Here is a 23,465-nt window from a genome sequence, read left to right as displayed (position 1 = left end):
TAGCGTAAGCGCTACTCCTTATGTAGCAAAAAAAGCCCCGGTAAGCAACCGGGACTTGCTTTTAGTCTAATTCAATTGGAAAAAAGAGCTGCCCTTCACGGAAATGGTCGGTATAAATCAGCTCAAACTCCGTTCCTTTTGGGACGATGAAGGCCAATTCTCCAGATACTGAACGACCGGCACCAAGCTGACCGCTTAATATTCCTTTTGTATCAATATGCGATGCATGAGAATACGAATAATGCTCGCTGTCCATCAAGGACATATTCATCGGTGTGAAATTGACGCTGGAATCGCGCTTGTTTTCAATCGTTAGATCAACCTTAACGACAAGCTCGTCCGCTTTTTCTTCTTCATAAGTTACACCATTCACGCGAATACCTAAACCCGATATTTCTTGTTGCAGGTTCGTATCGATTTGTTGTTCTCCATTCGTTGTCGTCTCTTCTGATGATTCATTAAATCCTTTTGTAAAGCCAATAATCAGCAGCAAACATAGGACAAGTCCTAACAACACCAATACTTTTTCTTTCATTGCTTCCTCTCCCTGTCTATTCACACTGTTTCTTCACGCTTCATTCTATGACAGGTTGTCTGTCTCTATTCCTGTTTTACTTCCACCACGTATCGTAAACTGTTACAGGTGTCTGGCGTTTATGCTCCGTTGCCGCATAGCGCGCCTCTAGCTTTTCTGTTAATTCTGCTTCAAGCGGCTTGCCTTCTAAGTAAGCATCAATCTGTTCATACGTCATGCCTAATGCTTCTTCATCTGGTAAGCCCGGCTTATCGTCTTCCAAATCAGCCGTAGGAACTTTTGTATAAAGGAACTCCGGCGCACCGAGCTCTTTTAGAAGCTCTTTGCCCTGCCCTTTTGTTAAGCCAAACAATGGGGCAACGTCACAGGCACCATCACCAAACTTTGTAAAAAAGCCCGTGACTGCCTCTGCCGCATGATCCGTTCCAATCACAAGTGCTTTGAAGTGAGCCGCAAGATCAAACTGGACTTTCATGCGCTCTCTTGCTTTTGTATTCCCTTTTAAGAATCCAGTTAATGCCTCACCGGTCGCATCTTTAAACGCTTGTTCCGAGGCATCAACCGCTGGTTTGATGTTCACGGTGTGCACTTTATCTGCTTCAATAAACGAAAGTGCGGCTTGAGCATCGTCTTCGTCATGCTGAACACCATATGGCAGACGGACCGCATGAAACGTATAGGTCTCGCTCTGCTCTTCGTTTAATTCATGCACGGCCATTTGCGCTAATTTTGCCGCAAGCGTTGAATCTTGCCCGCCGGAGATGCCGAGCACAAACCCTCTAGTGCCTGATTTTAACGTGTATTCTTTGAGAAAATCGACTCTGCGTTTAATCTCTTCTGTGGGAGAAACGTCCGCTTGCGAAAATAAATCTTGGCGTATTGAATCTTGATTGACCTTCATTCTAACACCCTCCATTAACGTGGTTGCAGTCGCTCCAGCTGCCAGAGCTTGCCTTCTGCCTGCAAAATCTGTTGTTGTGTTTCACCGAGCAAATCGTAATGTGAAAACTGCTCGCGGTAATCAATCCACTCCCGTTTTAGACCGTAGCGCTCTCCCCAGTGCGCAAGCCGGTCCAAATCCAAACAAGCTACTTTTGTAACGGTTGTGTAGTCTGGGAAACGGGGATCATGCCAGTAATGCGTGAGAAAAGCAATCTCACCGGAAGCAGCTCTTGCTTTCCATTCCTGTAATTCTGCCCGCTTTATACCAAAGGCCATTAGTCTTGATCCATTAAAGCTTGATAGGTTTTAAACCACTCCGGAAACGCTCGTTTAAATGGAACGGGGCGAAATGTGTCTTTTTTCACAATGACGTGAGTTGTATAGCCCGTCACGCACACTTCATCATTCTGGTTGCGAATCTCGTATGTATAAATGGTTTTCACACCGTCATTAAGCGTCAACCAGGTAACAATCGTCGCCACATCGCCATACTTTAACGGCTGTTTGTATTTCGCATACGCGTCATACACTGGAGCAAAATAGCCTTCTTCTTCCATTTGAACATAGCTGTAACCTGCGGCTTCGATAAAGGCTGTCCGCCCAAGCTCAAAATACTTTAAATAATTGGCGTGGTACACCACACCCATCATGTCGGTGTCCGCATACTGCGGCTTCGCCTCTATAGTTGTTTTTTTCGGCAAAAACGGTCTACCTCCAATCTGTTCCCTCTATCCTATTTCTTCTCTCTATTATCATACCCACTTGCACATAGATGTAACAAGCATTATATCATTAGTCGAAAAACGTTACAAAAAAATACTCTCTTCGGAAAATCAGCTACTTTTTTTCGGCAAAAAGACGTTTTATCAGCGCGATTTCGACATTTCTCTGCTATACTTTTCATAGATGAGAAAGGACGGTTTTTTTCCTATGCGTGTGTTGATTAAACGGTTTGCCCATACATTAAATGACCATAACAGCATTTCCATTCCGACCGATTTGTTTAATGACTCCCAGCTACCGGCAGAAGCGATTGGATTAATGCTTCACCTCTACGCCTCCAATCGTGATGTGGTCGATGAAGCGTTTTTTCAAGCGATGCCTGTAGAGGAAACCCAGCTACACCTAGCCCTTACAGCGCTAGACGCAGCTGGTTACATTGAAGTGCTAAGACCCAACTAAGCATCGGTCGTTAAAACTCGATCTAGGTCGTCCTCTGTAATCTCCATTAACGTTGCTGAGTTTGTTTCCTCGTTTGCTAGTCGAACCGCATGCGCTTGAATCATGTTTTCAAATAAACGTGCGACATAGCGGCCGTTGCCTTTGATGGACTCCTGTTGAAAATGTTCCTCTGTCCGCACGAGCGCGGCGTTCGTCCATGTATACCCGTATTGAGACGCTTTTTGCTTGATCATCTCAAATAACTCGGCTCCGCTGTAGTCAACAAACTCAATTTCCTTCCGCACGCGCGATTCCAAACCTGGATTGCTTTGCAAGAGCTGCTGCATTTCTCGCTGGTAACCCGCAAAGACCACAATCAAGTTTTCTTCATGTTCGGTCATCGCCTGCGTGAGCGTCGTTACTGCTTCCGCCCCGTAGTCGTTGGTTCCTCCCTGTATGAGCGAATAGGCTTCATCAATGAACAATACGCCACCAAGCGCATCTTGAATCACTTCATTGGTTTTGATTGCGGTCTGGCCAATATAGCCACTAACAAGATCACTTCGTGTAACCGTAACAAGATGGCCTTTTTTTAGTAAGCCGATCTCATTAAGAGCTTCCGCATAAAGCTTAGCAACGGTCGTTTTTCCTGTGCCAGGAGGTCCAGAAAAGACAGTGTGGAGCGGCAGCGGTGGTACCGGAAGCTGCATACGCCGGCGCGATTCTTTCACTTTCGCAAAAGAGGTCAGCTTGCTTACTTCTTCTTTCACTTTCGTTAAGCCAATCAATTGATTTAACTCATCCATCGCGCGGTAGGTCCGCTCGTTTTGACTTGAGCGGATGTGGCGTTCTTCCAGCAACACAAAGTCAGTTTCGGTTCGCTGCTGTCCTTCTGCGCCTTTTTCAAAAATCGCCATTTTTACAATGTCCTCGACAACGCGAGCATTGCCGAATGATTGATCGACTTGCGCCCGCTCAATTTCCGCTTCTACTTTTACTAAAGCGTCTGGAGTGAACACGAAATCATTATCTAGCGCTTTTTTTTCACCAATCAAACACAATTCTTCTTTTGAGTAGTTCGGTAAATGAAGGTGATTCTGATCAGGAAAACGACTGGACAACCCAGGATTTGAGCGAATAAATGTCCGCATTTCTTTCGGATAACCGGCCAGGATAACGGCAAAACGTCCAGCATATGCACCGCTCGTCATTGCCGAGACAAGCGTGTCAATCACGGCCTGTCCATAATCATTGCCACTCTGTCCTTCCCGCTTTAGACTGTACGCCTCATCAATAAATAGAACGCCACCGACCGCTTTTTCAATCGCAGCCATAGTCTGTTCTTCGGTTTGCCCAACATAGCCTGCAACAAGCGATGCCCGATCGACTTCATAGACGCTCGGCTTTTCAAGCACGCCAAGCTCATGGTAAATCGCCGCCAGCAAGCGGGCGATTGTTGTTTTTCCTGTACCTGGATTCCCGGTGACAATCATATTTAAATTTAATAAGGCATTTGTTTGGAAACCTAGCTCTTTCCGCTCTTGCTGGTATTTTAAAAAGGCATAGAGCTTTTTCACACGAGTCTTGATTTCCTCAATCCCAATCATTTCATCAAGAAGCGCCAGAGCAGAGGGGTCCTGCTGCCCTGTTGCCTGATCGAGCGCTTGATTAAACTGGAGCTGCAGGTAATGAATGTCGTCCAACTTCTGTCTTACTTCGGTAAACAAGCTTTTTGAATAATATTGACCTTGAAAGCTCGACTTTAATGCTTCAGCTGTTTTAATGAGCTCCTGTAATTCATCGCGTAGAGAGTGCAGCACCTTAAGTTCAGGCTGCTTTGTCGTTTCTGTATCTGCAAGCACATGATTCGCCCGCTCAAGCAGAGCGTCAAGCTTTTGCTGCTTTGCCCGCACTTGATCCGTTTCCCGGAGCGCGGGCCACTCTTCCGTCAGCCACTCCTGCTGTTTCCACTGTAAAAACACGGCGCGTTCTTTTAAAGCCGCAAATTGCTGCTGTGATTCAGCAAAGACACTCGTTTCATTCATCCATTCTTGCATAAACAAATCAAATTCTTGGCGTCGTTCAAAGCGAAGTGTTGCCAGTTTGACGAGATTATCTGCTTTTTCTTCTGTCATCTGCCCTTGCTCGTCATCAAGCAGACGCTGTCGCCAGCGTTCTGCTTCTTCTAATTTCATTAACATCACTTCACCTCCTAATGCGCATGTCCCTCATGGACAAATTGACGCTTGTCGATTTCCTGTACAAGATTTTCGTTTTGATCATACAGCCTGTATTGGTGCTCTTCCGCAAACGTTTGATTGACGCTAAGGACGTTAAGAAACACACCATTTGTGACAGGTACGTCAATCGTTTCTTCTGAAAATACGAGTTCAACTCGTTCAATTGATTCCGGAACAACCCCAACCGAAACATAGGTGCTAATCTTCTCTTGATCGACCCAGTCATTTTCCAAGAACATAAACGTATCCATAAACTGCTCGCCTCCTGTTAAAAAGGCATTTTCCATTTCGACTTCCGCATCTAAATACTTACGGTAGCCATCCGCTTCCACTAATAATCGTTCAGCAACAAGATGGCGTTCATTAACGGCATAAATCACACCAATCGAGTCTTCGTCGAGTTCAACTGTTGCCAACAGCTCGAGCTCATCCTCTTCATAGCGTACCTGAATCGCCTCTTCTACCGAATCATGTACCGTTAAATTGACAGGGATTTCTCCTGGAGCACTTCCGCTCATTAAAGCCAAATAAAACACGACAACAAAACTAGCACTAGCAGCGGCCGTCACCCATGTTCGTCTAAACCACCAGGCAGCAAAAACAGCAAACAGTAAAAGCAGTCCCGACGCAACAAGCAACAGGATCGCGCCAATCGACGGGGCAAATGTGATCAGTTGGTTCTCAATTAAGGGCTCTGATAAGAAAAACGGCACAATCGGATTCATCGGTTCAAACTGAAGCGTTCGCAGCACATTATGCGGCGGCTCTGTTTCCGTTAGCCACGCCGTAACGATGAAGACAAGCAACACAAAAATCGACTCGGTTCGAAATGAGCGCTGGCGCTCCGCAACGGTTAGCGCCTTGCCTTTTCCACTAAGGTGAATTAAATGACGAAAACCAAAGACAAGCAGAGGCGCAATTAATATATTCTTGATAAGCAACAGCTGCCCATACGTCAGCATCCAGCTATGTACGTATTCAGGCGCAATTTCGCCCATCATGACAATTCCGCTTGTTCCAAGCAGGAGCAAACAGAATACGGCAACGGCAGAAAACCATTGATGAAACGTTTTTTCATTAACGAGCTGCTTCCCGTAGACACTAACAACAAAAAGCGGCCCCGTCCAAAATGCCATCGCCGTAACGTGAATCGCATTTGAAAGGACTCCTTGCATGTCTGTTAAGGATGCACTATGACTCGATAAACTTACGGCAACGATATGTCCGAGTAATAATACTAGCTGTATGAGAGCAGTAAACAACGGGAACTTAGACTTTAAAAACAATTGCAGGAGCACCATGACAATGGTGATGCTTCCAATGATAAGAAAACTCTTACCTAACACATGGTCATTTAAGGCTGTCAGCACGCCCTCGAAAAAAGAGATCGAAAAAAAGTTCGCATAGGTCACACCTAACTGCAGTACGTACCCAGAATACACGACGGGTACAAGTATAATTACGCCAAGCACAATTTTTGCGGGCACTTTTTGCTTTAGCCCTCGGCTTATCGGAACAAGCTCCATTACAATAAGCCCTGCGAGCAAGGCTAACACGCTATATAAAGCCCCATTTATAAACGGTTCAATCATTCTATCGATCCTCCTGTACATATACCCTTCTATCATAGCAGGCGAACGCCTTTTCTGTCGCTTCTTAGAACAAATCGACAAAAAAACGTAAAATAAAAGCCGTCAAGTGTTTGACGGCTTCCTCGTTATCCTTTAGGAGGTATATAATCTGGCTGCTCATTCGACTTTTGCGCGATCTTCTTGCCGTTGTTGCGGTTTGATTTACGCGGCTGCGTCCCTAAATGATCTGGTGTAAATTGGGCAAATCGATTTTTTTGGCTCATAACTATCCCCTCCATAGGAAATAGGATGCCCGATCAACACGGAAGATTTCGTACTTTATTTTGGAAGCGCATGTTTTTGCTCGAAGCGCTCTTCTAAACGATCGATTTCAGCGCGATCTTGCGTTAAGCGCTCTTTATTTTGTTTTAATAATTCATTAAAAGGAAGTCTGCCAACACGTCTCATCTCCATCACCTCTCTTTTTATCAATAGTATTTCACCAATTCAAACTTCTTAAACCTTCTTTTTTAAAAATAAAGACGAATATTCATCAAATTTTGCACATAGAGTCATAAAAAGGAGTGAACAGGGATGAAAAAGGAACTAAAGTTGAAACAAGAATTTGAAATGAAATTAAAACGTCCGGTTACAGACGATGAAAAACGATTAATTGAATGGATATGTCAGCAAGAACCAATAGAAAAAAGAGACAAAGCAGCGCTGTAGTTGCTTTGTTTTTATGCATTTAGCTATGATGTTGGAATCAGGGGAAATGTGAACGTGATTAATTTTTATTAGTCGTATTGAGAGGTTGATTTCCACTACAGGTGGAAGCTTGCCGCGGAGGAACGGTTGAGCCTTCGCAGTCTTCGTTCTGCTTGTCTCAACTCGCTCCTTTTTCCGCAGGCGTCACCACCTTTCTTTCCAATCAATACATACAATTATCTTAAAGAGAACACAAAAAAGCGCGGATGGATAAAATAAATCCTTCCGCGCTTTTTGTTCATCATTTATTTCTTCTCATCGTCTTTTTTTGACTTTGAGACAATCGTTTCAAGCAGATTAACGATTTCGTCGCGACTTAAATCGCGCTTCTCTTCGTTCTGCTCCGTTTTAGCTTCGTCTTCCGGCTGCGTTTGATCTTCATCTGTTGTCGTTGCTTCTTCATCAGATTGATCTTGTTTGCTTTGTGGAAGTGTTTTTGTCGCCCGGTTCTGCTCATCGACTTCATAATATTCTCCGTCAATCGTTACAAACTTCGGGTTTTTCTTTGAGCGTGTTTCTTTATCAAACAAGCTGTATAGTACTGGAATGAAAATGAGCGTCAGTGCTGTACTACTAATCAAACCACCAATAACTGCAATCGCCATCGGTTGCTGAAGTTCAGCACCTTCACCAAAACCGAGCGCAATTGGCACCATACCAAGAATCGCCGTTACCGACGTCATCACAATTGGACGCGTTCGTAACTGAACCGATTCAACAAGCGCGTTGTACGTAGACATTCCTTTGCGCTTCTGCTGGTTCACAAAGTCGAGCATCACAATTCCGTTGTTCACAACAACACCAACGAGAATAATGATCCCAATGAACGTTGTAACCCCAATCGCTGTTTGCGTTACCGTTAGGGCAATGGTTACCCCAATTAACACAAGTGGTACGGTCATTAACATGATAAATGGTAGCTTAAAGGATTCAAACTGAGCTGCCATAATCAAGTAAATAAAGACAATCGCTAATACAAGCGCCATAATCATGCTTCCGATGGAGTCGTCAAGAATTTCTTGTTCTCCACCAAAACCAAATGTCATCCCATCTGGTAGCTCAACATCATCAACTACATCTTGAATCAGCTGTGATACATCACTTTGAGTCGCGTTCGTTGTGTAGCCAACCGTTACTTCAACCGCCTCTTCTTGATCGGCGCGTTGAATGGTTGCTGGTGATTCGCCCTCTTCAATCGTGGCGACGTCTGCTAAGCTTACGACTGAACCGTCTTGAGAGGAAATCGATAAGTTCTCAAGAGCTTCGACTGTTTCTGTAAATTCTGCGCCAAGACCAACATTGACTTCATACGTCTTGTTCGCTTCGTCTTCACTTGTAATCTCGACCGTCATTGCTGTTTCCCCGCGAGTAGCTTGACTAACCTGATTGGCAATTTCAGCAGGTGTTAAGCCAGCTGCCCTTGCTTCTTCTGGGTCGACATCAACGACAATCTCTGGAATCGTATCTTCAATACTAAGCTGTACTTCACGGACAATTGAAGAATCATTAAGTTCTTCTTCAATTTCATAGGCCGTGTCGTAAAGCGTACCGCGATCTGAGTGAGTTAGTGTGAACGGTGTTGTATTTGCTTCGCCACCAAAGGCTGCCGCCTGTGTATAAGAGCGTATTTCCGCGGCTTCATCCGCGCGCTCAAGATCACGTTCAATTGATTCGACAAACTCTGCAGTCGTAACTGACCGCTCATTTTGAGGCATCATTGCTACTGTAATTTGTGCCATGTGGGATTCTCCCGACTGACTTGGATCATTACTCGAACCAATGATGCTGACGTAATCACTAATTTCTTGATAGTCTTCCAGCACTTCTTCCACTTGGGCAACCGCTTCTGTTGTCCGCGTTAAGCTCGTTCCCGTTTCCATCTCTATATCAACGGTAAAGGAACCTTGATCGCTTTCTGGAATAAGTTCTGTGCCGACTGTTCTTAAGCCAAGTCCACCTAGCACAAGTAAAGCAATGGTAATAAAGATAACCGTTTTCCGGTGGCCGAGGGACCAATTCGTCATCGCTTCTAGTCGTTTCATCGTTTTGGTTTCGCGACGATTTGTTTCGGTATTTTCAAGCGGCGCTTTTAAAACGCGACTAGCAATCATCGGAACTACCGTAATCGCAACAAGAAGTGAAGATAGTAAACTGAATGAAACCGTTAATGCAAGTTCTCTAAACAAGTTTCCAACAATCCCACCAATAAAGACAATCGGTAAGAATACGGAAACCGTCGTTAACGTTGACGCAACAATCGCCCCAAGCACTTCTTTTGTTCCATCAGCAGCAGCTTGTTTGGAATTTTTCCCTTTAGAAAGGTGGCGGTATATGTTTTCAATAACAACAATTGCGTTATCAACAACAAGACCAATTCCGAGCGCTAGTCCTCCGAGCGTCATAATGTTTAAGCCAATATCCAAGAAGAACATAAAGGCAAATGTGACGATAACAGAAAATGGTATCGCTAAACCAATAATTAATGGTGTCTTCAAATTACGTAAGAAGAAGAATAAAACAACCATAGCTAACGCTCCACCAATTAACAAAGCAGTCGCTACGCTTTGAATGGCGGAGTTAATATAGTCGCCTTCATCGTATAACACAACAACATCTAGGTCTTCATAATCCGTATCGTCAGCAAGTTCAGCCAAGCGATCATTTACGGCATTTGATGTTTGTGTCGTGTTTGCACTTGATTCCTGCATAACTGATAAGCTAATCGCCGGCTCTTGGTTTGCCCGTGTTAAGCTTTGTTGCTCTTCATTCGTTATTTCAACAGTTGCAACATCACTAATCGTTACTTCTGAACCTGTTTCAGGATCGACAGAAACGACCAGCTCTTCAATATCAGCTAAGCTGTTCAACTGATAGATCACGCGTGTGGTTAAGCTTAAATCATTTTGTTCCACGACCCCACCTGGTAGGGAAATGTTATTTGCCTGCAGCGCAGACACGACGGTTTCTTGCGCGACGCCTTGTTCAACAAGCGCATCTTGGTCAAGCTCAATTGAAATAATTTCTGTTAAGCTGCCGGATTCCGTTACGCTCGCAACGCCGGGAACTTGTAAGATTTCTTGTTCTAAGTCAAACACATCGTCTTGAAAATCGGCTATTTCCTCACTGGATGTTACAGCAAGCTGCATCATTGGGAACATCGATGGGTCAAACTTTAAAAAGCTCGGCTCCCCTGCCCCGTCAGGCAAATCCAACTGTCGAAGTGCATTAATAATGTCTAATTCAACATCTTCAATTGAGCTACTCCAATCAAACTCTAGTACAACGAGCGAGGACCCTTCTGACGTATTTGATGTCATCGTTTGCAAACCAGAAATCGTTGCTAAACGATTCTCTACAGGGATCGTCACTTGATCCTGCACTTCTTGCGGATTTACATTTGGAAAGCTTGTTGCAACTACGGCAACCGGAGGGTTAATTTCCGGCAAGAGCTGCAATGGCAACCGTGTTAACGAAACAATACCCATTATGATGAAAAATATCATTCCCACAATGGTAAACACGGGCCTGCGGATTGAAAAATTAGTCACAGTTGGTTTCCTCCATCGTCCCATTTCTTTTTCTAGTTTCTATGCTATAACTACCTTACACAATTACCCTTTCAAAGATCAAGCAAAACAATTTAGACCTCTAAACTAGTTTGATGCAAAAAAGCCTGCTTGAAAAGAGATTCAAGCAAGGCTTTTTTAAATTTACATTAAACTGTCGCTAATTTGTCACGTAAAACCATTTGTAAGATACCACCGTGACGGTAGTAATCCACATCAACATCACTATCAAAGCGTACAAGCGCTTCGAACTCCGTTATTGTACCATCTTCAGCAACAGCTGTTACGTTCACATGGTCACGCGGCTTAACCGTATCGTCAATTGCGACTGAAATGGTTTCTTTTCCAGTTAATCCAAGTGATTCAGCGCCTTCACCCGCTTTAAATTGAAGCGGAAGAACACCCATAAGCACAAGGTTCGAACGGTGGATACGCTCATAGCTTTCAGCGATAACCGTCTTAATTCCTAGAAGGTTTGTTCCTTTTGCCGCCCAGTCACGAGAAGATCCCATGCCGTAATCTTGACCAGCAATAACCACTAAACCAGTGTTTGTTTCTTTGTACTTCATTGCCGCATCATAAATTGACATCACTTCACCTGTCGGCCAGTACGTTGTGAAACCACCCTCTGTACCTGGCGCGATTTGGTTGCGGATACGAATGTTGGCAAACGTTCCACGCATCATGACATCATGATTTCCACGACGAGAACCATATGAGTTAAAGTCAGCTGGTTTTACGCCTTTTTCAATCAAGAATTTACCGGCAGGCGTTGTTTTCCCAATCGCTCCTGCTGGCGAAATGTGATCCGTTGTCACGGAATCGCCAAACTTACCAACAACTCGCAGATTGTTTAACGGTTTCACCGCTTCTGGATCTTTTGCCATCTCTTCAAAGAACGGTGGGTTAGCAATGTACGTAGACTCATCATCCCACTTGTAAAGAGCATCGTCAGTTGTATTAATTTCGTTCCAACGCTCGTTGCTTGTAAATACATCTGCATACTCGCGACGGAATAGTTCAGGTGTGACTGTTTTGTCAACGATCGCACGAACTTCTTCCGTAGAAGGCCAGATGTCTTTAAAGTAAACGTCTTTGCCGTTTTTATCAACGGAGATTGGATCGTTTAATAAGTCAAGATCTACAGAGCCCGCCAGTGCATAAGCAACAACAAGTGGCGGAGAAGCCAAGTAATTTGCTTTCACAAGTGGATGAATACGACCTTCGAAGTTACGGTTACCAGAGAGAACCGACGTTACCGTCAAGTCGTTTTGGGCAATCGCTTCTTCAATCTCATCTTCAAGTGGACCAGAGTTACCGATACATGTTGTACAACCGTACCCAACAAGGTTAAAGCCGAGGTTTTCTAAATAAGGCATTAAGCCTGAATCATTTAAATAACCCGTAACAACTTTTGAACCTGGTGCAAGTGATGTTTTTACATATTCAGGTACTTTCAAACCAAGTTCACTTGCTTTTTTCGCAACTAAACCAGCTGCAACCAGCACGTATGGGTTTGAAGTATTTGTACAGCTCGTAATCGCGGCTATCGCAACAGCACCTGTTTTCATTGTTGTTGTGCGACCGTCTTTGTAGGCGACATTAACCGTTTTATTAAATTCCGCTTGATCAAGACCTAGACCGTGGTTACCCGCAGGCGCAACAACCGCTTCTTGGAACGATTTCTGCATCTTCGGAAGCTCGATTAAATCTTGAGGACGCTTTGGACCAGAAAGATTGGCATGAATCGTAGAAAGATCTACTTCCACAACGTCTGTGTAGGCAGGATCTGGTGTTTCACCAGGAACGTACCATAGACCGTTTTCTTTGCTGTAGGCACGAACAAGATCAATTTGCTCTTCTGAACGACCTGTTAAACGTAAGTAGTTTAATGCTTCTTCATCTACCGGGAAGAAACCACATGTTGCACCATATTCAGGCGCCATGTTTGAAATCGTTGCACGGTCAGCAAGCGGCATATCGGCAAGACCAGGACCAAAATACTCAACAAATTTTCCAACAACGTTCTTTTGACGAAGAACTTGCGTCACTTTAAGCGCGACGTCTGTAGCTGTTGTTCCACTTGGTAATGATCCTTTAAACTTTAAGCCGATAACTTCTGGTACTGGGAAATAAGAAGGCTGTCCAAGCATTCCTGCTTCAGCTTCAATTCCACCAACGCCCCAGCCAAGTACACCGATCCCATTGATCATGGTCGTATGAGAGTCTGTCCCAACAAGAGAATCCGGGAAAGCAACAAGCTCGCCGTCTTTCTCAATCGCGTGAACGACATTCGCTATGTACTCCAAGTTTACTTGGTGCACAATACCCGTTGCTGGCGGGACAGCGTTGTAATTATCAAACGCTTTCTTTGCCCAGCTTAAAAACTCATAGCGCTCACCGTTACGTTCAAATTCACGATTCATGTTGTACATCAATGAATCTTCTGTACCAAACTTGTCGACCTGAACCGAGTGGTCAATGACGAGATCAACCGGGATTTCAGGGTTAATTTGGTCAGGGTTTCCGCCAAGATCAGCCATTGCTTTACGTAAAGCAGCCAAATCCACTACAGCTGGAACACCTGTGAAATCTTGCAGGATAACGCGTGAAGGTTTAAATGGAACGTCAATCTCTTTTTGTTCTTTCGTTCCCCACTTCGCTAGGTTCTCCACATGCTCTTTCTTAATTACATAATCGTCATATTGTCTTAAAACAGATTCTAGTAGCACTTTCACCGAATATGGAAGCTTGCTCACTTCCCCAATTCCAGCCTTTTCAAGGGCATCCAGTGCATAATAATGATACGTTTTTCCATGTAAATCAAAAGAAGACCGAGCTTTAAATACATCTAAATTAGTTGACATTATAGACCCTCCTTATCAGCATAATCATATCGCAAAATGACAGCGTTGTCTAAAGATCTGCACCAAACGTAAGCGCTTTTAAACTGTCGCAAATATGATTCCCTTCATTAGAATAGCAAAAGTCTTGCAAAGTTTAAATCTTTTTTTCGACACAATTTTAAAAAAGGGATAGAAAAAGTCGATTTTCTCATACTGTAAGAGAGAGGAGGGATTGTTCATGAAGGGGAATTCTAAAAATAGACGCAATCAGCCACTTGACGCAAAAAGCGGTCAACCAAAACCAATGAGTGGGTCGCATAAAACAAAAAAAGCGAACCATGTCAGTCAAACTAATGGCGAAGGCTAACCTTTCGCCCAATCCAATTTAGACCAACGCGCATAGACTACCTTATACCAGATGGTGAAGGGGGTTTAACTATGAGCGGTGGATACGGCGGCGGTTTTGCCCTTATCGTAGTATTGTTTATACTTCTTGTTATTGTAGGAGCAAGCTGGTTTTAAAAAAGAGGACTGCGCTTCAGCAGTCCTTTTTTCTCTTTAATCAATAAAATAAACCCCATACTTCACGGCAAACATAGCAATGATGCTTGCGCATAGAACTAAGCTAGCGTACCGAAGCTGCGTTTGCGCCTCTTTATTTGCAAAATTTTCGCGGAGCAACCGCACCGATTTTGCCGAGAACCCTAAGCTTGAGCCAATTGCAACCGTAATGACTAGAACCAACCAAATCCAGGGGTCGCTCCAATCATTTACTAAGCCAATCCCCGTCGCAATTAACAAAACAAGCGCAAGATGAGCACCCATAAAAATAAAGCGGTACGCATTTAACAATATTCGACGCAAGCGCTCTCCTTCATCGAGGCGCGCCGCGTAAAATAAAAACGGCAAGGGAATACATAAAAAAAGAAACAACGAACTAAACATATGAAGCGCAAACCAAACAATTCCTGACATAAAATCCTCCGTCCTTCCGTGGCACCACTGTCTATTTTATGATAAAGTAAGAAAAAAGGACAAGAAGAAAAGTCATGTAAGGAGGATAACAATGACTGGCTGGGACTGGTTTATGAGCTTAATTATAGTTTGGACATTTATTCTGCTCGGCCTAATGCTGATCGGTGGCTTCTTTATGTTCCGGAAATTTCTAAAACGCTTACCAAAAGAAGATGGAAAATCAATCTTGGATTGGCAGGCTTATTATATCGAACAAGCATTACCACTATGGAAAGACGAACAACGCTCATTGCTCAATGAACTTGTTCAACCTGTACCAGAACTTTTTCGAGATGTCGCCAAAGAGAAGATTGCCGGCAAAATCAGCGAGATTGCCTTAAAAGAAAATGCCACTCAATTAACGCTTGATATGATTATTCGCGGCTATATTATTGCCACACCGAAAAAAGATCATCGCTTTTTAATTAAAAAATTAACTCAGAAGCAGATTGACCTTGAACCATATGAGCATTTATTGGACCGCACCACAAAGAGCCGTGGTCGCGAAATTTCCTGAAGTATACATAAAAGGAGCTGTTCCAATTAGGTTTTAATCGACCTGATTGGAACAGCTTTTTTTACATTAATAAGGAAAGCGTAAGTAAGTGGAGCGGTTGATTTCAACTTCAGGCGGAAGCTTGCCGCGGAGGAACGGCTGAGCCTTCGCAGTCTTCGTTCTGCTTGTCTCAACACGCCCCTTTTTCCGCTGGCGTCACCGCCTTACGTTCCAATTCAAACTCTATTTCATAAAAATGCGCCTCGCACAAAAATCATAAAAAAGTACGAAAGGATTTTTTTAACCCCTTCGTACTTTTCAAAGACTTTTCAAACAACCTCGCGCTTAACGCTACGCCGTCAGCTGCTCTCTAGCTTGCAGAAGGTACATCTTATGATAGAGCCCTTCTTCTTTTAGCAGCTGCTCGTGGCTGCCTTGTTCGACGATCTCTCCTTGATGCAAGACAAGAATCACATCTGCGTGCTTAATCGTTGATAAGCGATGGGCAATTGCAATCGTCGTTCGATTTTGCTGCATCTTGTTTAAAGCAGCTTGAATCGCTTCTTCCGTTTCCGTATCAACATTTGCCGTAGCTTCATCAAGCACTAAAATGGCCGGATCAGCAAGCATTGTCCGTGCAAAGGAAAGAAGCTGTTTTTCCCCGCTCGAAAACGTCGCTCCACGCTCCGTCACTGGCGCATGATAGCCACCAGCTAATTTTTCAATAAAACGATCAGCTCCCACAAATTCACAAGCCGCTCGAATGTCTTCGTCCGTAAATCCTTCTCTGCCAAGAGTGACATTGCTCGCAACCGTCCCGCTATACAGAAACGAGTCTTGAAGCACGAGTCCAACGTTGGCACGCAGCTCCTCTTCACTGAAGGCCTGTAAAGGTTTGCCGTCAATGGTAATCGTCCCATTGATCAGTGGATAAAAACGCATAAGCAAATTAATGATGGAGCTCTTTCCGCTACCAGTATGGCCGACTAAGGCGATCGTCTGCCCTTTTTCCGCTGTAAAGGAAATATTGCGCAATACATCCGTTTTCCCATCATAAGAAAACGTCACGTTGTTAAACTCGATTCCTCCCGCCTCAATTTTCGGTGCGTCTTCGCCCTTCTGTTCTGGCGCATATTCACGCTGATCCATTAAACGAAACACCCGTCCAGCGGACACAATCGCTTGTTGAAACAAGGACAAACGCTGCATAATTTGATTCACCGGTTCAAAGAAACGATCAAGGTAATTAACAAACGCGTAAAGCACACCAAGCTCGATTGGGCCAATAAACGATTGAAAACCGAAATAAAGGAGCACAATTGAAATCGCGATTAAACTAAGAATGTCAACGATTGGACGCAGAAGAAGCGCGTCTGCTTTCATCGCTCTCATCCCGGCTTGGTAATGTTCTTCATTGGTCTGACCAAACTCTTTGCGCATTCGCTTTTCCTGGCGAAACACCTGAATGATGGCCATTCCTTGGACAGACTCACTCATCTTGGCATTAATCTCACTCACCTTCGCACTTACACGCTCATAAAACCGTGAGCTAATCTTCCGGTATAGACGAATGACTAGTAAAAGTAGCGGAAGAAAGATTAAACAATAGAGCGCGAGCGTCGCATTTAAATAAAACATCGCGACAAATGTCCCAATCATAAAAATCCCATTTTGCACAAACACAGCTAATACACTTACATACAGCTCTTTAATCGACTCTGTATCATTCGTAATCCTCGAAACAAGTCCCCCACCCGGCATCCGGTCAAAAAAGGATAGCCCAAGCTTCTGAACGTTTTTAAATACATCAACGCGCAGTGCCTGAACAATTCTTAGGGCAATCTTTTGAAACAGCAGGCTCTGCACGTATTGGCTTATTACCGCAACAATGAGTAAACCAACATAGAGTGAAGCGAGCATCACAAGCGGGTCTGTTGGAAACACTTGTGGCGTTAAATAGTCATCAATAAACCGAGCGATTAATATCGGCTGGAGCAATTCCGCACCTGCCGCAATAAACATAATTAAAAAAGCGAGAATCAATTTTTTGTAATGAACCTTGGCATAGCTTAACAAGCGCTTAAAGATCACGCGCTGTTCTTTTCCAGTCAAAACCTCATCTGTATGTTTCATCATCAACCCCCTTGCTCAACGATCGTCTCTAACTGCTGGCGCTCGTACATCTCTTTATACCAGCCACCTTGTTTCATTAACTCAGCATGGGTTCCAGCCTGGGCAATCGTTCCATCTTCCATAACTAGGATGAGTGACGCGTGGCTGACGGCGCTAAGGCGGTGGGCGCTCATAATAAGCGTCTGGTTTGAATTGGTCTTCCTTAATGCCTCTAAAATTTCTTCTTCTGTCTTCGCGTCAACAGCAGACAGAGAGTCATCGAGAATAAGAATGGCTGGATTGCTTAAAATCGCCCGAGCGATCGAGATGCGCTGCTTTTGTCCACCCGAAAGCGTCACGCCACGCTCACCAACAATCGTGTCATACCCCTCAGGAAAACGCCTAATATCCTCGTGCACGCTTGCCAGCTGACAAGCACGAATAATTTCGGTTAACGCGGCCTCTGGTTTCGCAAAAGCAACGTTCTCAGCAATTGTGGCCGAAAACAGAAAATGTTCTTGCGGCACAATGCCAAAGGCTTCTTTGACCCGGTCGAGCTCAAACTGGTCGATCCCAATGGAATCAAGCTTTATGGACCCTTTTGTCACATCGCTTTCCCGTTGCAACAGCGACAGCAAAGTAGATTTCCCACTTCCCGTCTTGCCCACGATACCAAGCGTCTGCCCCTGCTTTAAAGTGAAATGAACGTCTTTTAACACGGGGGAGTCTGTTTTCGCATAGCGAAACTCGTCAATCTCCACCTCGATGTTTCCGTCAATCGGCTTTGCCACAGCCTCACTTACTTCCTGAAGGTCGGACTTCGCTCGTAACACGTCGCGGATTCGGTCATAGGAGGCTCTACCTCGCTCGATTACGTTAAAAAACATCCCTAAAGCGAGCATCGGCCATATTAACAGTCCTAAATACACAACGAATGACGTCAGTTCACCAATCGTCATTGTGCCCGCAACAACAAAATTGGCCCCAAATCCAATCGCCAGTAAATAACAGGTTCCGATCACTGCGCTAATCGTCGGATCAAACAACGCATCGACTTTTGCGACTTTCACATTCTGTTCGACAACCATTGCTGATTGATTGCGAAAGCGCGTGTTTTCTGCCTCTTCTTGCCCAAACGCCTTTGTTACCTTCATGCCGCTAATATTTTCTTGAACCGTATCGTTTAACGAGCTAAAAGCCGCCTGCGCTCCACCAAAACGTTTATGTAATAACGAGCCATAATAACTTGTCAAAATCGCCATCAACGGCAGTGGCAACAAGGTAATTAACGTCAGCTGCCAATGCAGAGTCAACGCCATCGTCGCAACAACCATTCCCCCTAGCAAAATCGCATCAACAATGGTCAGCACGCCTTCCCCGGCAGTTGCCTGTACGGCACGCACATCATTTGTGGAAATCGCCATTAAATTACCCGTGGTTCGCTGATGATAGAAGGACTTTGGCATTTTCGTATAATGCCGATACAAATCATTGCGCACTTGACGCGCCAGCTTAAACGCAGCCCCAAAGATGAGCACGCGCCATAAAAAGCGCAGTACGTATAAAACAATCCCAATTCCCATGATCAGCGCAACATACTGAAACAATGTTGCTTGCGTCAGTGTATTCGTATCGATGAGATCAACGACTTGCCCGATAACTCGCGGTGGCACAAGCGATAAAAACGATACGAGGGCTAAAACAAGCGTTCCAAATACATACGCCTTCCAGTGTTTCTTAAAAAACCAGCCCAAATCTAAAAAAACACGCATACTCTTCCCCCATTACTCTAGCTGTAGATTTAATTTTCACATAATACACAACAAACAAATAAGAAGCACCTCGCCGTGAGCGAAGTGCCAGTCCTTATGTAGACTGTTGCATAAGCATAGCTTTCCTAGCTGTATCATTATGTCCTCAACAAGAAAGATACCATAGAAAGCTAAATATTGTACAGAAAGTTCGTTCGATTATAGAATCAATCCTCTTATTTTCCCCGCGATTCCATGTGAAGAACGACAAAAAATCACTTTACCTAAGATGTGTTTCCCTTCCTAGATAAAGTGATTTGTTCGTTTTAATGACTATCAGAGGTTCGCTTACTTCCCCTGTTGCTTTTGCATAGCTTTCATCATTTGTGTGATTTTCTTTTGTGATGGGTTTTGTCCCATTTGCTGCATCATCACACGCAACATTTGCTCATTAATTGGTGGGTTTTTCTTTAAATAAGACATCATTGTTTTACGAGCAATAAAGAAACCAATTGCAAGACCCGCTAAAACAGCAACGGTGTACCCGATAATATGCCAAATCATCCTAATTCCTCCTTCGTGCAATCTCCAGCTTCATATACAACCTCATCTATTATACATGAGCATTCGTCGATTTAAAAGTAGCACAAACAAAAAAGCATGCTAGAGCACGCTTTGTCTTTCATATGGTTTGAGCCAGCCAAAGCGCCGGTCTTCAACATTTACGGCAAAAAAGTGCGAATCAACTGATTTTAACAGATCGAACACATCGGTTTCAGCACTTAAATCACCCTGAGCTTTTAAACAAATTTTTCGTTGCTGGATTTCAACGGTGCACGAATTGACATCAACAACCGGGGAATGAATGACATAACCCTCTTCGTCTCGCGCTGTTTTTGTTCGATCAAAAACTGTTTTAAGCATTTCTTCAGGCAAAATTTTGGTAATGTAATCAATTTGACGGTCATATACCAAGCGTTGATCACGCGACGCCCGTTCGCGTTCTTCAAAAAGTTGAAACAGCTTGGACTCTTTGCCCGAATAGGATGTTGCTACATCATCTGTTACCAAATAAAGTTCATAGTACCTCATTTGAATTCGCCTCCAACAAAATGAGCTCATAGCCATTCCTTTTCACCAGTATAGCATTCTTTTTTGAAATACCTGTCAATTCATCGGCGAGAATCGCTCTAGTTTTGTCGAATGCAAAAAAAGAGGTTCAAAAAGAACCTCTTTTACTGCATTATTTCAATAGTGCTTTCGCTCGATTCACGACATTCTCAACCGTGAAGCCGAATGAGGCAATAACTTCGTCGCCAGCACCTGACGCACCAAATGTATCAATCGTAAGCGTATCGCCTTCATCGCCGACGTACTTCGCCCATCCAAGTGAAGCACCCATCTCAATCGCTAGACGAGCCTTCACGTCTTTTGGAATAACCGCGTCTTTGTATTCTTTCGGCTGCGCATCAAAGCGATCCCAGCTCGGCATGCTGACAACAGATGCATCGATTCCGTCTTTGGCAAGCTGAGTTTGTGCTTGCACAGCAAGGGGAACTTCAGAACCAGTCGCAAGTAAGACAACTTCTGGTTTGTCCTTTGCTTCGGAAACGATGTAAGCACCTTTCTTCACGCCTTCGTACGCTTTCGTATCCGTACCTACTTGTGTTTCCACGTTTTGACGGCTAAGAACAAGAGCCGTTGGTTTATCCGTTGATTCAAGCGCCAGCTTCCAAGCAGCTGCCGTTTCATTGCCATCACCAGGACGAATAATTGAAAGACCAGGCATTGCACGTAATGCCGCTAATTGCTCAACCGGCTCATGAGTTGGACCGTCTTCTCCTACAGCCACACTGTCATGTGTTAATACGTACGTAACAGGAACGCCCATTAACGCCGATAAACGAATTGCAGGGCGTAAGTAATCTGAGAATACGAAGAACGTACCGCCAAATACTTTTAAGCCGCCGTGAAGTGCCATACCGTTTAACGCACAGCCCATTGCAAATTCACGCACACCAAACCAAATATTACGTCCACCGTAATTGGTTTGACTAAAGTTGCTTTCGCCATTCAGCGTCGTTTTGTTTGATCCAGCTAAATCAGCAGAACCACCAAACAATTCAGGAACATGTTTCGCAAGCGCATTTAATGCTTCACCACTTGATGCTCTTGTTGCCAAGCTCTTACCCGCTTCATATACAGGAAGTGCTTGATCGAAGTCTTCCGGCAGCTCACCTGCAAACGCGCGCTCATACTGAGCAGCAAGCTCAGGGTTCTCCGCTTTATACGCCGCAAAAAGCTCGTTCCACTCTTGCTCTTTCTTTGTTCCTGCTTCTTTCACATCAGCAAAGAAAGCGGCAACCTCTTCTGGAACATGAAATTCTTCTTCATACGTCCATTTGTACGCATCTTTCGTCAACGCTACTTCATCAGAACCAAGTGGGGCACCATGTGAAGCCGATTTAGCTGATTTGTTTGGCGAACCAAAGCCGATAACCGTCTTCACTTCAATTAAAGTCGGTTTATCAGACGTTTTGGCTTCTTCTAATGCTTTATGAATCGCCGTCATGTCCATCCCGTCTGTTACGTAAATAACGTTCCAGCCGTATGCTTTAAAGCGATCTTCTACACTTTCAGAGAATGATTCATGCAAATCACCATCAAGCGAAATATCATTTGAATCATAAAGCACAACAAGACGATTTAGCTTTAAGTGACCGGCAAGTGAAGCAGCTTCCGCAGAAACACCTTCCATTAAGTCCCCATCGCCACAGATCGCATACGTGAAATGATCAACAACTTCATGCTTGTCTGTATTGTATGTATCAGCTAGGTGACGCTCAGCCATAGCCATTCCTACTGCCATTGCAATTCCTTGACCAAGAGGACCTGTTGTTGCTTCAACACCATCTGTGTGACGGTATTCTGGGTGCCCAGGTGTCCGGCTGCCTAACTGGCGAAACGACTTTAAATCGTCAAGCGTTACGTCGTATCCGGTTAAATGAAGCAAGCTGTATAATAACATCGAGCCATGACCAGCTGATAGCACAAAGCGATCACGATTGGACCAGTTTGGGTTCGCTGGATTATGGTTCATATGTTTTGTCCATAAATTGAGTGCCATCGGCGCAGCACCCATTGGCATTCCTGGATGTCCTGAGTTTGCTTTCTCAATACTATCAATCGATAGTGTTCGAATCGTATTAACCGCTAATTCTTCAATATGGTTTGTCATCTACAACACCCTTTCTTTCTGCTTTCCTACTGGTTTATCATAAACGTTCTAAAAAAAATGTACAAGCCAAACAGTGGCTTATACATTTAGTGTAATGGTTTCTGACGTTTCTCTTTGCTTTCTTTCAGCTTCTGCGGTGTAACATCGGTTCCTTCATCATCAACAACTTTGACGGAATGGAGCTGATTGGTAAACGCGCTGCGGAACGTTGCTAAGTATTCTTTTCTTAGCGCTTTCTGTTCGTCCGCTTGTTTTTTGGTTAAACCGCTTGATTTCGACAAACGTGATAACTCATTAATTCGCTCTAATTTATCTTTTGGTAGCAAGAAAATCACCTATCCTTCTTCCATACAATCATAGCATGTCCAAAAAACAGGATCAAACTATTAGCTATGTTCCTTTACATACAGTTGGTACCGACGATGAACGGTTGCTTTTGAGCAGGTGTAGCCGAGACCTCTTAACGTTAGGGCAATCTCATGAAACGTGAGACCCTTATTGCGGAGAGAGACAATCTCATCCGTCGGTAGCTCAATTGAATCTCTTCCACCCGCGTTTGTTCTCGTTAAATTTTGTTCAGGTCGATACCCGTTCTTAACAGCCGCTCTCATGCCTCGCTTAATTTTCAAATTATGTAATTTACGCTGATATTCTTCTACAATCGCAACAATTCCGAGCACCATTTCATCTGCTTCTGATAATGATAGCTCGCCGTTGTCATTAACCGTGAAAATGGAAATCCCGTATTTCTTCAGTTGAAATAGCAAAGCAATCTTCGCCTCACCTCGACCGATTCGTGTGTCATCCGTGACGAGCAAATGCGAAAATTGCTTTTGTCTTGCAGCGTCCAAAATTGAAAACAACGCTTCCCGCTCTAAGCTGTAGCCACTAGCAATTTCATGGTAACAATGAATGACCGGGAGCTGGTTGCTGGCAGCTACTTGTTTTAGTTCATCTTCTTGACGTTTTAGAGAAGCCTCCTGACTTTGCTTTGTCGTACTCACTCGACAATATAGAATGGCTCCATGTTTTTGTTCCACTACCTTATACCCTCCTAATTATCAATGACGATTCGTTTATCATAGCGATCGACTTGCTCTGATTGAAAAGAATTACCTTCTTGGTCATTCAGATTAACTGGTTCATCAAATGAAACCAAGCTTGATACGATAAATAGTAACGTTGCCACTCCACACCCAATTAAACTCCACTCTTGCTTTTTCAT

Annotated in this window: 24 protein-coding genes; 5 read left to right on the top strand and 19 right to left on the bottom strand. The window is 44.0% G+C overall.

Annotated elements, in window-relative coordinates; genetic code table 11:
* Positions 1-61 precede the first annotated feature (61 nt).
* The 4 genes from JOC54_RS04830 to JOC54_RS04815 all read right to left on the bottom strand — a co-directional run bounded on the left by JOC54_RS04830 (position 62) and on the right by JOC54_RS04815 (position 2,178).
* Positions 62-535: a DUF4352 domain-containing protein gene (locus JOC54_RS04830; RefSeq protein WP_204464820.1), complete on the bottom strand. Its 474-nt coding sequence runs from the start codon at positions 533-535 to the stop codon at positions 62-64.
* Between the two features lie 76 nt (positions 536-611).
* Complete coding sequence (gene nadE / locus JOC54_RS04825; RefSeq protein ID WP_204464818.1) at positions 612-1,436, bottom strand: NAD(+) synthase; 825 nt, start codon at positions 1,434-1,436, stop codon at positions 612-614.
* Between the two features lie 14 nt (positions 1,437-1,450).
* Positions 1,451-1,753, bottom strand: coding sequence for a hypothetical protein (locus JOC54_RS04820; RefSeq protein ID WP_054792215.1), 303 nt, complete (start codon positions 1,751-1,753; stop codon positions 1,451-1,453).
* On the bottom strand, positions 1,753-2,178 hold the full coding sequence (locus JOC54_RS04815; protein WP_275582682.1) for an acyl-CoA thioesterase: 426 nt from the start codon (positions 2,176-2,178) through the stop codon (positions 1,753-1,755). Before JOC54_RS04815 ends, JOC54_RS04820 begins: the two co-directional genes overlap by 1 nt.
* A 229-nt stretch (positions 2,179-2,407) precedes the next feature.
* Here JOC54_RS04815 and JOC54_RS04810 point away from each other — a divergent pair, with 229 nt between their 5' ends.
* Positions 2,408-2,659 (top strand): hypothetical protein, encoded by a 252-nt coding sequence (locus JOC54_RS04810; protein ID WP_035421952.1) that lies wholly within the window; start codon positions 2,408-2,410, stop codon positions 2,657-2,659.
* Here the strand turns inward: JOC54_RS04810 and JOC54_RS04805 are convergent.
* The 4 genes from JOC54_RS04805 to JOC54_RS04790 form a co-directional block, all read right to left on the bottom strand.
* A complete protein-coding gene (locus JOC54_RS04805) occupies positions 2,656-4,839 on the bottom strand; it encodes an AAA family ATPase (RefSeq protein WP_204464812.1) in 2,184 nt (727 codons plus the stop codon). The genes JOC54_RS04810 and JOC54_RS04805 overlap by 4 nt on opposite strands.
* A gap of 11 nt (positions 4,840-4,850) precedes the next feature.
* Positions 4,851-6,470 (bottom strand): CopD family protein, encoded by a 1,620-nt coding sequence (locus tag JOC54_RS04800; protein ID WP_204464811.1) that lies wholly within the window; start codon positions 6,468-6,470, stop codon positions 4,851-4,853.
* A gap of 125 nt (positions 6,471-6,595) precedes the next feature.
* Positions 6,596-6,733 (bottom strand): acid-soluble spore protein N, encoded by a 138-nt coding sequence (locus JOC54_RS04795; protein ID WP_081761235.1) that lies wholly within the window; start codon positions 6,731-6,733, stop codon positions 6,596-6,598.
* Between the two features lie 55 nt (positions 6,734-6,788).
* Entirely contained in the window at positions 6,789-6,917 is a 129-nt protein-coding gene (locus JOC54_RS04790; RefSeq protein ID WP_081765787.1) for an FbpB family small basic protein, read from the bottom strand.
* 126 nt (positions 6,918-7,043) lie between these two features.
* On the opposite strand from JOC54_RS04790, the gene JOC54_RS23135 reads away from it, so the two are divergent.
* On the top strand, positions 7,044-7,178 hold the full coding sequence (locus tag JOC54_RS23135) for a hypothetical protein (RefSeq protein ID WP_275582681.1): 135 nt from the start codon (positions 7,044-7,046) through the stop codon (positions 7,176-7,178).
* A 284-nt stretch (positions 7,179-7,462) separates the two neighbouring features.
* On the opposite strand, the gene JOC54_RS04785 is transcribed toward JOC54_RS23135, so the two are convergent.
* Both JOC54_RS04785 and acnA read right to left on the bottom strand, forming a co-directional pair.
* The gene (locus JOC54_RS04785) at positions 7,463-10,765 is read right to left on the bottom strand and encodes an efflux RND transporter permease subunit (RefSeq protein ID WP_204464810.1); all 3,303 of its coding nucleotides are present in this window, start codon (positions 10,763-10,765) and stop codon (positions 7,463-7,465) included.
* A 167-nt stretch (positions 10,766-10,932) separates the two neighbouring features.
* Positions 10,933-13,650 carry an aconitate hydratase AcnA gene (gene acnA, locus JOC54_RS04780; RefSeq protein ID WP_204464809.1) on the bottom strand — a complete coding sequence of 906 codons (2,718 nt, stop codon included), beginning with the start codon at positions 13,648-13,650 and terminating at the stop codon, positions 10,933-10,935.
* Positions 13,651-13,867: 217 nt separating this feature from the next.
* Between acnA and JOC54_RS04775 the strand changes: the two genes are divergently transcribed.
* Complete coding sequence (locus tag JOC54_RS04775) at positions 13,868-13,996, top strand: small acid-soluble spore protein P (protein WP_035441987.1); 129 nt, start codon at positions 13,868-13,870, stop codon at positions 13,994-13,996.
* A 71-nt stretch (positions 13,997-14,067) separates the two neighbouring features.
* On the top strand, positions 14,068-14,151 hold the full coding sequence (locus tag JOC54_RS04770; RefSeq protein ID WP_051992938.1) for a YjcZ family sporulation protein: 84 nt from the start codon (positions 14,068-14,070) through the stop codon (positions 14,149-14,151).
* 36 nt (positions 14,152-14,187) lie between these two features.
* On the opposite strand, the gene JOC54_RS04765 is transcribed toward JOC54_RS04770, so the two are convergent.
* A complete protein-coding gene (locus JOC54_RS04765; RefSeq protein WP_204464808.1) occupies positions 14,188-14,604 on the bottom strand; it encodes a hypothetical protein in 417 nt (138 codons plus the stop codon).
* Positions 14,605-14,695: 91 nt separating this feature from the next.
* Between JOC54_RS04765 and JOC54_RS04760 the strand changes: the two genes are divergently transcribed.
* Positions 14,696-15,160 carry a DUF2621 domain-containing protein gene (locus JOC54_RS04760; protein WP_035421942.1) on the top strand — a complete coding sequence of 155 codons (465 nt, stop codon included), beginning with the start codon at positions 14,696-14,698 and terminating at the stop codon, positions 15,158-15,160.
* 330 nt (positions 15,161-15,490) lie between these two features.
* Here the strand turns inward: JOC54_RS04760 and JOC54_RS04755 are convergent, their stop codons facing one another.
* The 8 genes from JOC54_RS04755 to JOC54_RS04720 form a co-directional block, all read right to left on the bottom strand.
* Complete coding sequence (locus JOC54_RS04755; RefSeq protein ID WP_204464805.1) at positions 15,491-17,272, bottom strand: ABC transporter ATP-binding protein; 1,782 nt, start codon at positions 17,270-17,272, stop codon at positions 15,491-15,493.
* Between the two features lie 2 nt (positions 17,273-17,274).
* Positions 17,275-19,023 (bottom strand): ABC transporter transmembrane domain-containing protein, encoded by a 1,749-nt coding sequence (locus JOC54_RS04750; protein ID WP_204464803.1) that lies wholly within the window; start codon positions 19,021-19,023, stop codon positions 17,275-17,277.
* Between the two features lie 327 nt (positions 19,024-19,350).
* Positions 19,351-19,566: a YneF family protein gene (locus JOC54_RS04745; RefSeq protein WP_035421940.1), complete on the bottom strand. Its 216-nt coding sequence runs from the start codon at positions 19,564-19,566 to the stop codon at positions 19,351-19,353.
* 99 nt (positions 19,567-19,665) lie between these two features.
* Entirely contained in the window at positions 19,666-20,094 is a 429-nt protein-coding gene (gene sirA, locus JOC54_RS04740) for a sporulation inhibitor of replication protein SirA (RefSeq protein ID WP_204464798.1), read from the bottom strand.
* Positions 20,095-20,245: 151 nt separating this feature from the next.
* Positions 20,246-22,240, bottom strand: a complete 1,995-nt coding sequence (tkt, locus tag JOC54_RS04735) for a transketolase (RefSeq protein ID WP_204464797.1) — start codon at positions 22,238-22,240, stop codon at positions 20,246-20,248.
* An 86-nt stretch (positions 22,241-22,326) separates the two neighbouring features.
* Positions 22,327-22,566 carry a DUF896 domain-containing protein gene (locus JOC54_RS04730; RefSeq protein WP_035421937.1) on the bottom strand — a complete coding sequence of 80 codons (240 nt, stop codon included), beginning with the start codon at positions 22,564-22,566 and terminating at the stop codon, positions 22,327-22,329.
* 60 nt (positions 22,567-22,626) lie between these two features.
* On the bottom strand, positions 22,627-23,280 hold the full coding sequence (locus JOC54_RS04725; RefSeq protein WP_204464796.1) for a YneB family resolvase-like protein: 654 nt from the start codon (positions 23,278-23,280) through the stop codon (positions 22,627-22,629).
* A gap of 14 nt (positions 23,281-23,294) precedes the next feature.
* The gene (locus JOC54_RS04720) at positions 23,295-23,465 is read right to left on the bottom strand and encodes a hypothetical protein (RefSeq protein ID WP_157683962.1); all 171 of its coding nucleotides are present in this window, start codon (positions 23,463-23,465) and stop codon (positions 23,295-23,297) included.

This window comes from Shouchella xiaoxiensis (genome assembly GCF_016907895.1).
Lineage (GTDB): Bacteria > Bacillota > Bacilli > Bacillales > Bacillaceae_D > Shouchella > Shouchella xiaoxiensis.
This window is presented reverse-complemented; position numbering and strand designations above follow the sequence as displayed.

Coding starts and splice junctions, on each gene's coding strand:
- JOC54_RS04830 (WP_204464820.1), bottom strand. CDS start 535: ATGAAAGAAAAAGTATTGGTGTTGTTAGGACTTGTCCTATGTTTGCTG.
- nadE (WP_204464818.1), bottom strand. CDS start 1,436: ATGAAGGTCAATCAAGATTCAATACGCCAAGATTTATTTTCGCAAGCG.
- JOC54_RS04820 (WP_054792215.1), bottom strand. CDS start 1,753: ATGGCCTTTGGTATAAAGCGGGCAGAATTACAGGAATGGAAAGCAAGA.
- JOC54_RS04810 (WP_035421952.1), top strand. CDS start 2,408: ATGCGTGTGTTGATTAAACGGTTTGCCCATACATTAAATGACCATAAC.
- JOC54_RS04805 (WP_204464812.1), bottom strand. CDS start 4,839: ATGTTAATGAAATTAGAAGAAGCAGAACGCTGGCGACAGCGTCTGCTT.
- JOC54_RS04800 (WP_204464811.1), bottom strand. CDS start 6,470: ATGATTGAACCGTTTATAAATGGGGCTTTATATAGCGTGTTAGCCTTG.
- JOC54_RS04795 (WP_081761235.1), bottom strand. CDS start 6,733: ATGAGCCAAAAAAATCGATTTGCCCAATTTACACCAGATCATTTAGGG.
- JOC54_RS04790 (WP_081765787.1), bottom strand. CDS start 6,917: ATGAGACGTGTTGGCAGACTTCCTTTTAATGAATTATTAAAACAAAAT.
- JOC54_RS23135 (WP_275582681.1), top strand. CDS start 7,044: ATGAAAAAGGAACTAAAGTTGAAACAAGAATTTGAAATGAAATTAAAA.
- acnA (WP_204464809.1), bottom strand. CDS start 13,650: ATGTCAACTAATTTAGATGTATTTAAAGCTCGGTCTTCTTTTGATTTA.
- JOC54_RS04775 (WP_035441987.1), top strand. CDS start 13,868: ATGAAGGGGAATTCTAAAAATAGACGCAATCAGCCACTTGACGCAAAA.
- JOC54_RS04770 (WP_051992938.1), top strand. CDS start 14,068: ATGAGCGGTGGATACGGCGGCGGTTTTGCCCTTATCGTAGTATTGTTT.
- JOC54_RS04765 (WP_204464808.1), bottom strand. CDS start 14,604: ATGTCAGGAATTGTTTGGTTTGCGCTTCATATGTTTAGTTCGTTGTTT.
- JOC54_RS04760 (WP_035421942.1), top strand. CDS start 14,696: ATGACTGGCTGGGACTGGTTTATGAGCTTAATTATAGTTTGGACATTT.
- JOC54_RS04755 (WP_204464805.1), bottom strand. CDS start 17,272: ATGAAACATACAGATGAGGTTTTGACTGGAAAAGAACAGCGCGTGATC.
- JOC54_RS04750 (WP_204464803.1), bottom strand. CDS start 19,023: ATGCGTGTTTTTTTAGATTTGGGCTGGTTTTTTAAGAAACACTGGAAG.
- JOC54_RS04745 (WP_035421940.1), bottom strand. CDS start 19,566: ATGATTTGGCATATTATCGGGTACACCGTTGCTGTTTTAGCGGGTCTT.
- sirA (WP_204464798.1), bottom strand. CDS start 20,094: ATGAGGTACTATGAACTTTATTTGGTAACAGATGATGTAGCAACATCC.
- tkt (WP_204464797.1), bottom strand. CDS start 22,240: ATGACAAACCATATTGAAGAATTAGCGGTTAATACGATTCGAACACTA.
- JOC54_RS04720 (WP_157683962.1), bottom strand. CDS start 23,465: ATGAAAAAGCAAGAGTGGAGTTTAATTGGGTGTGGAGTGGCAACGTTA.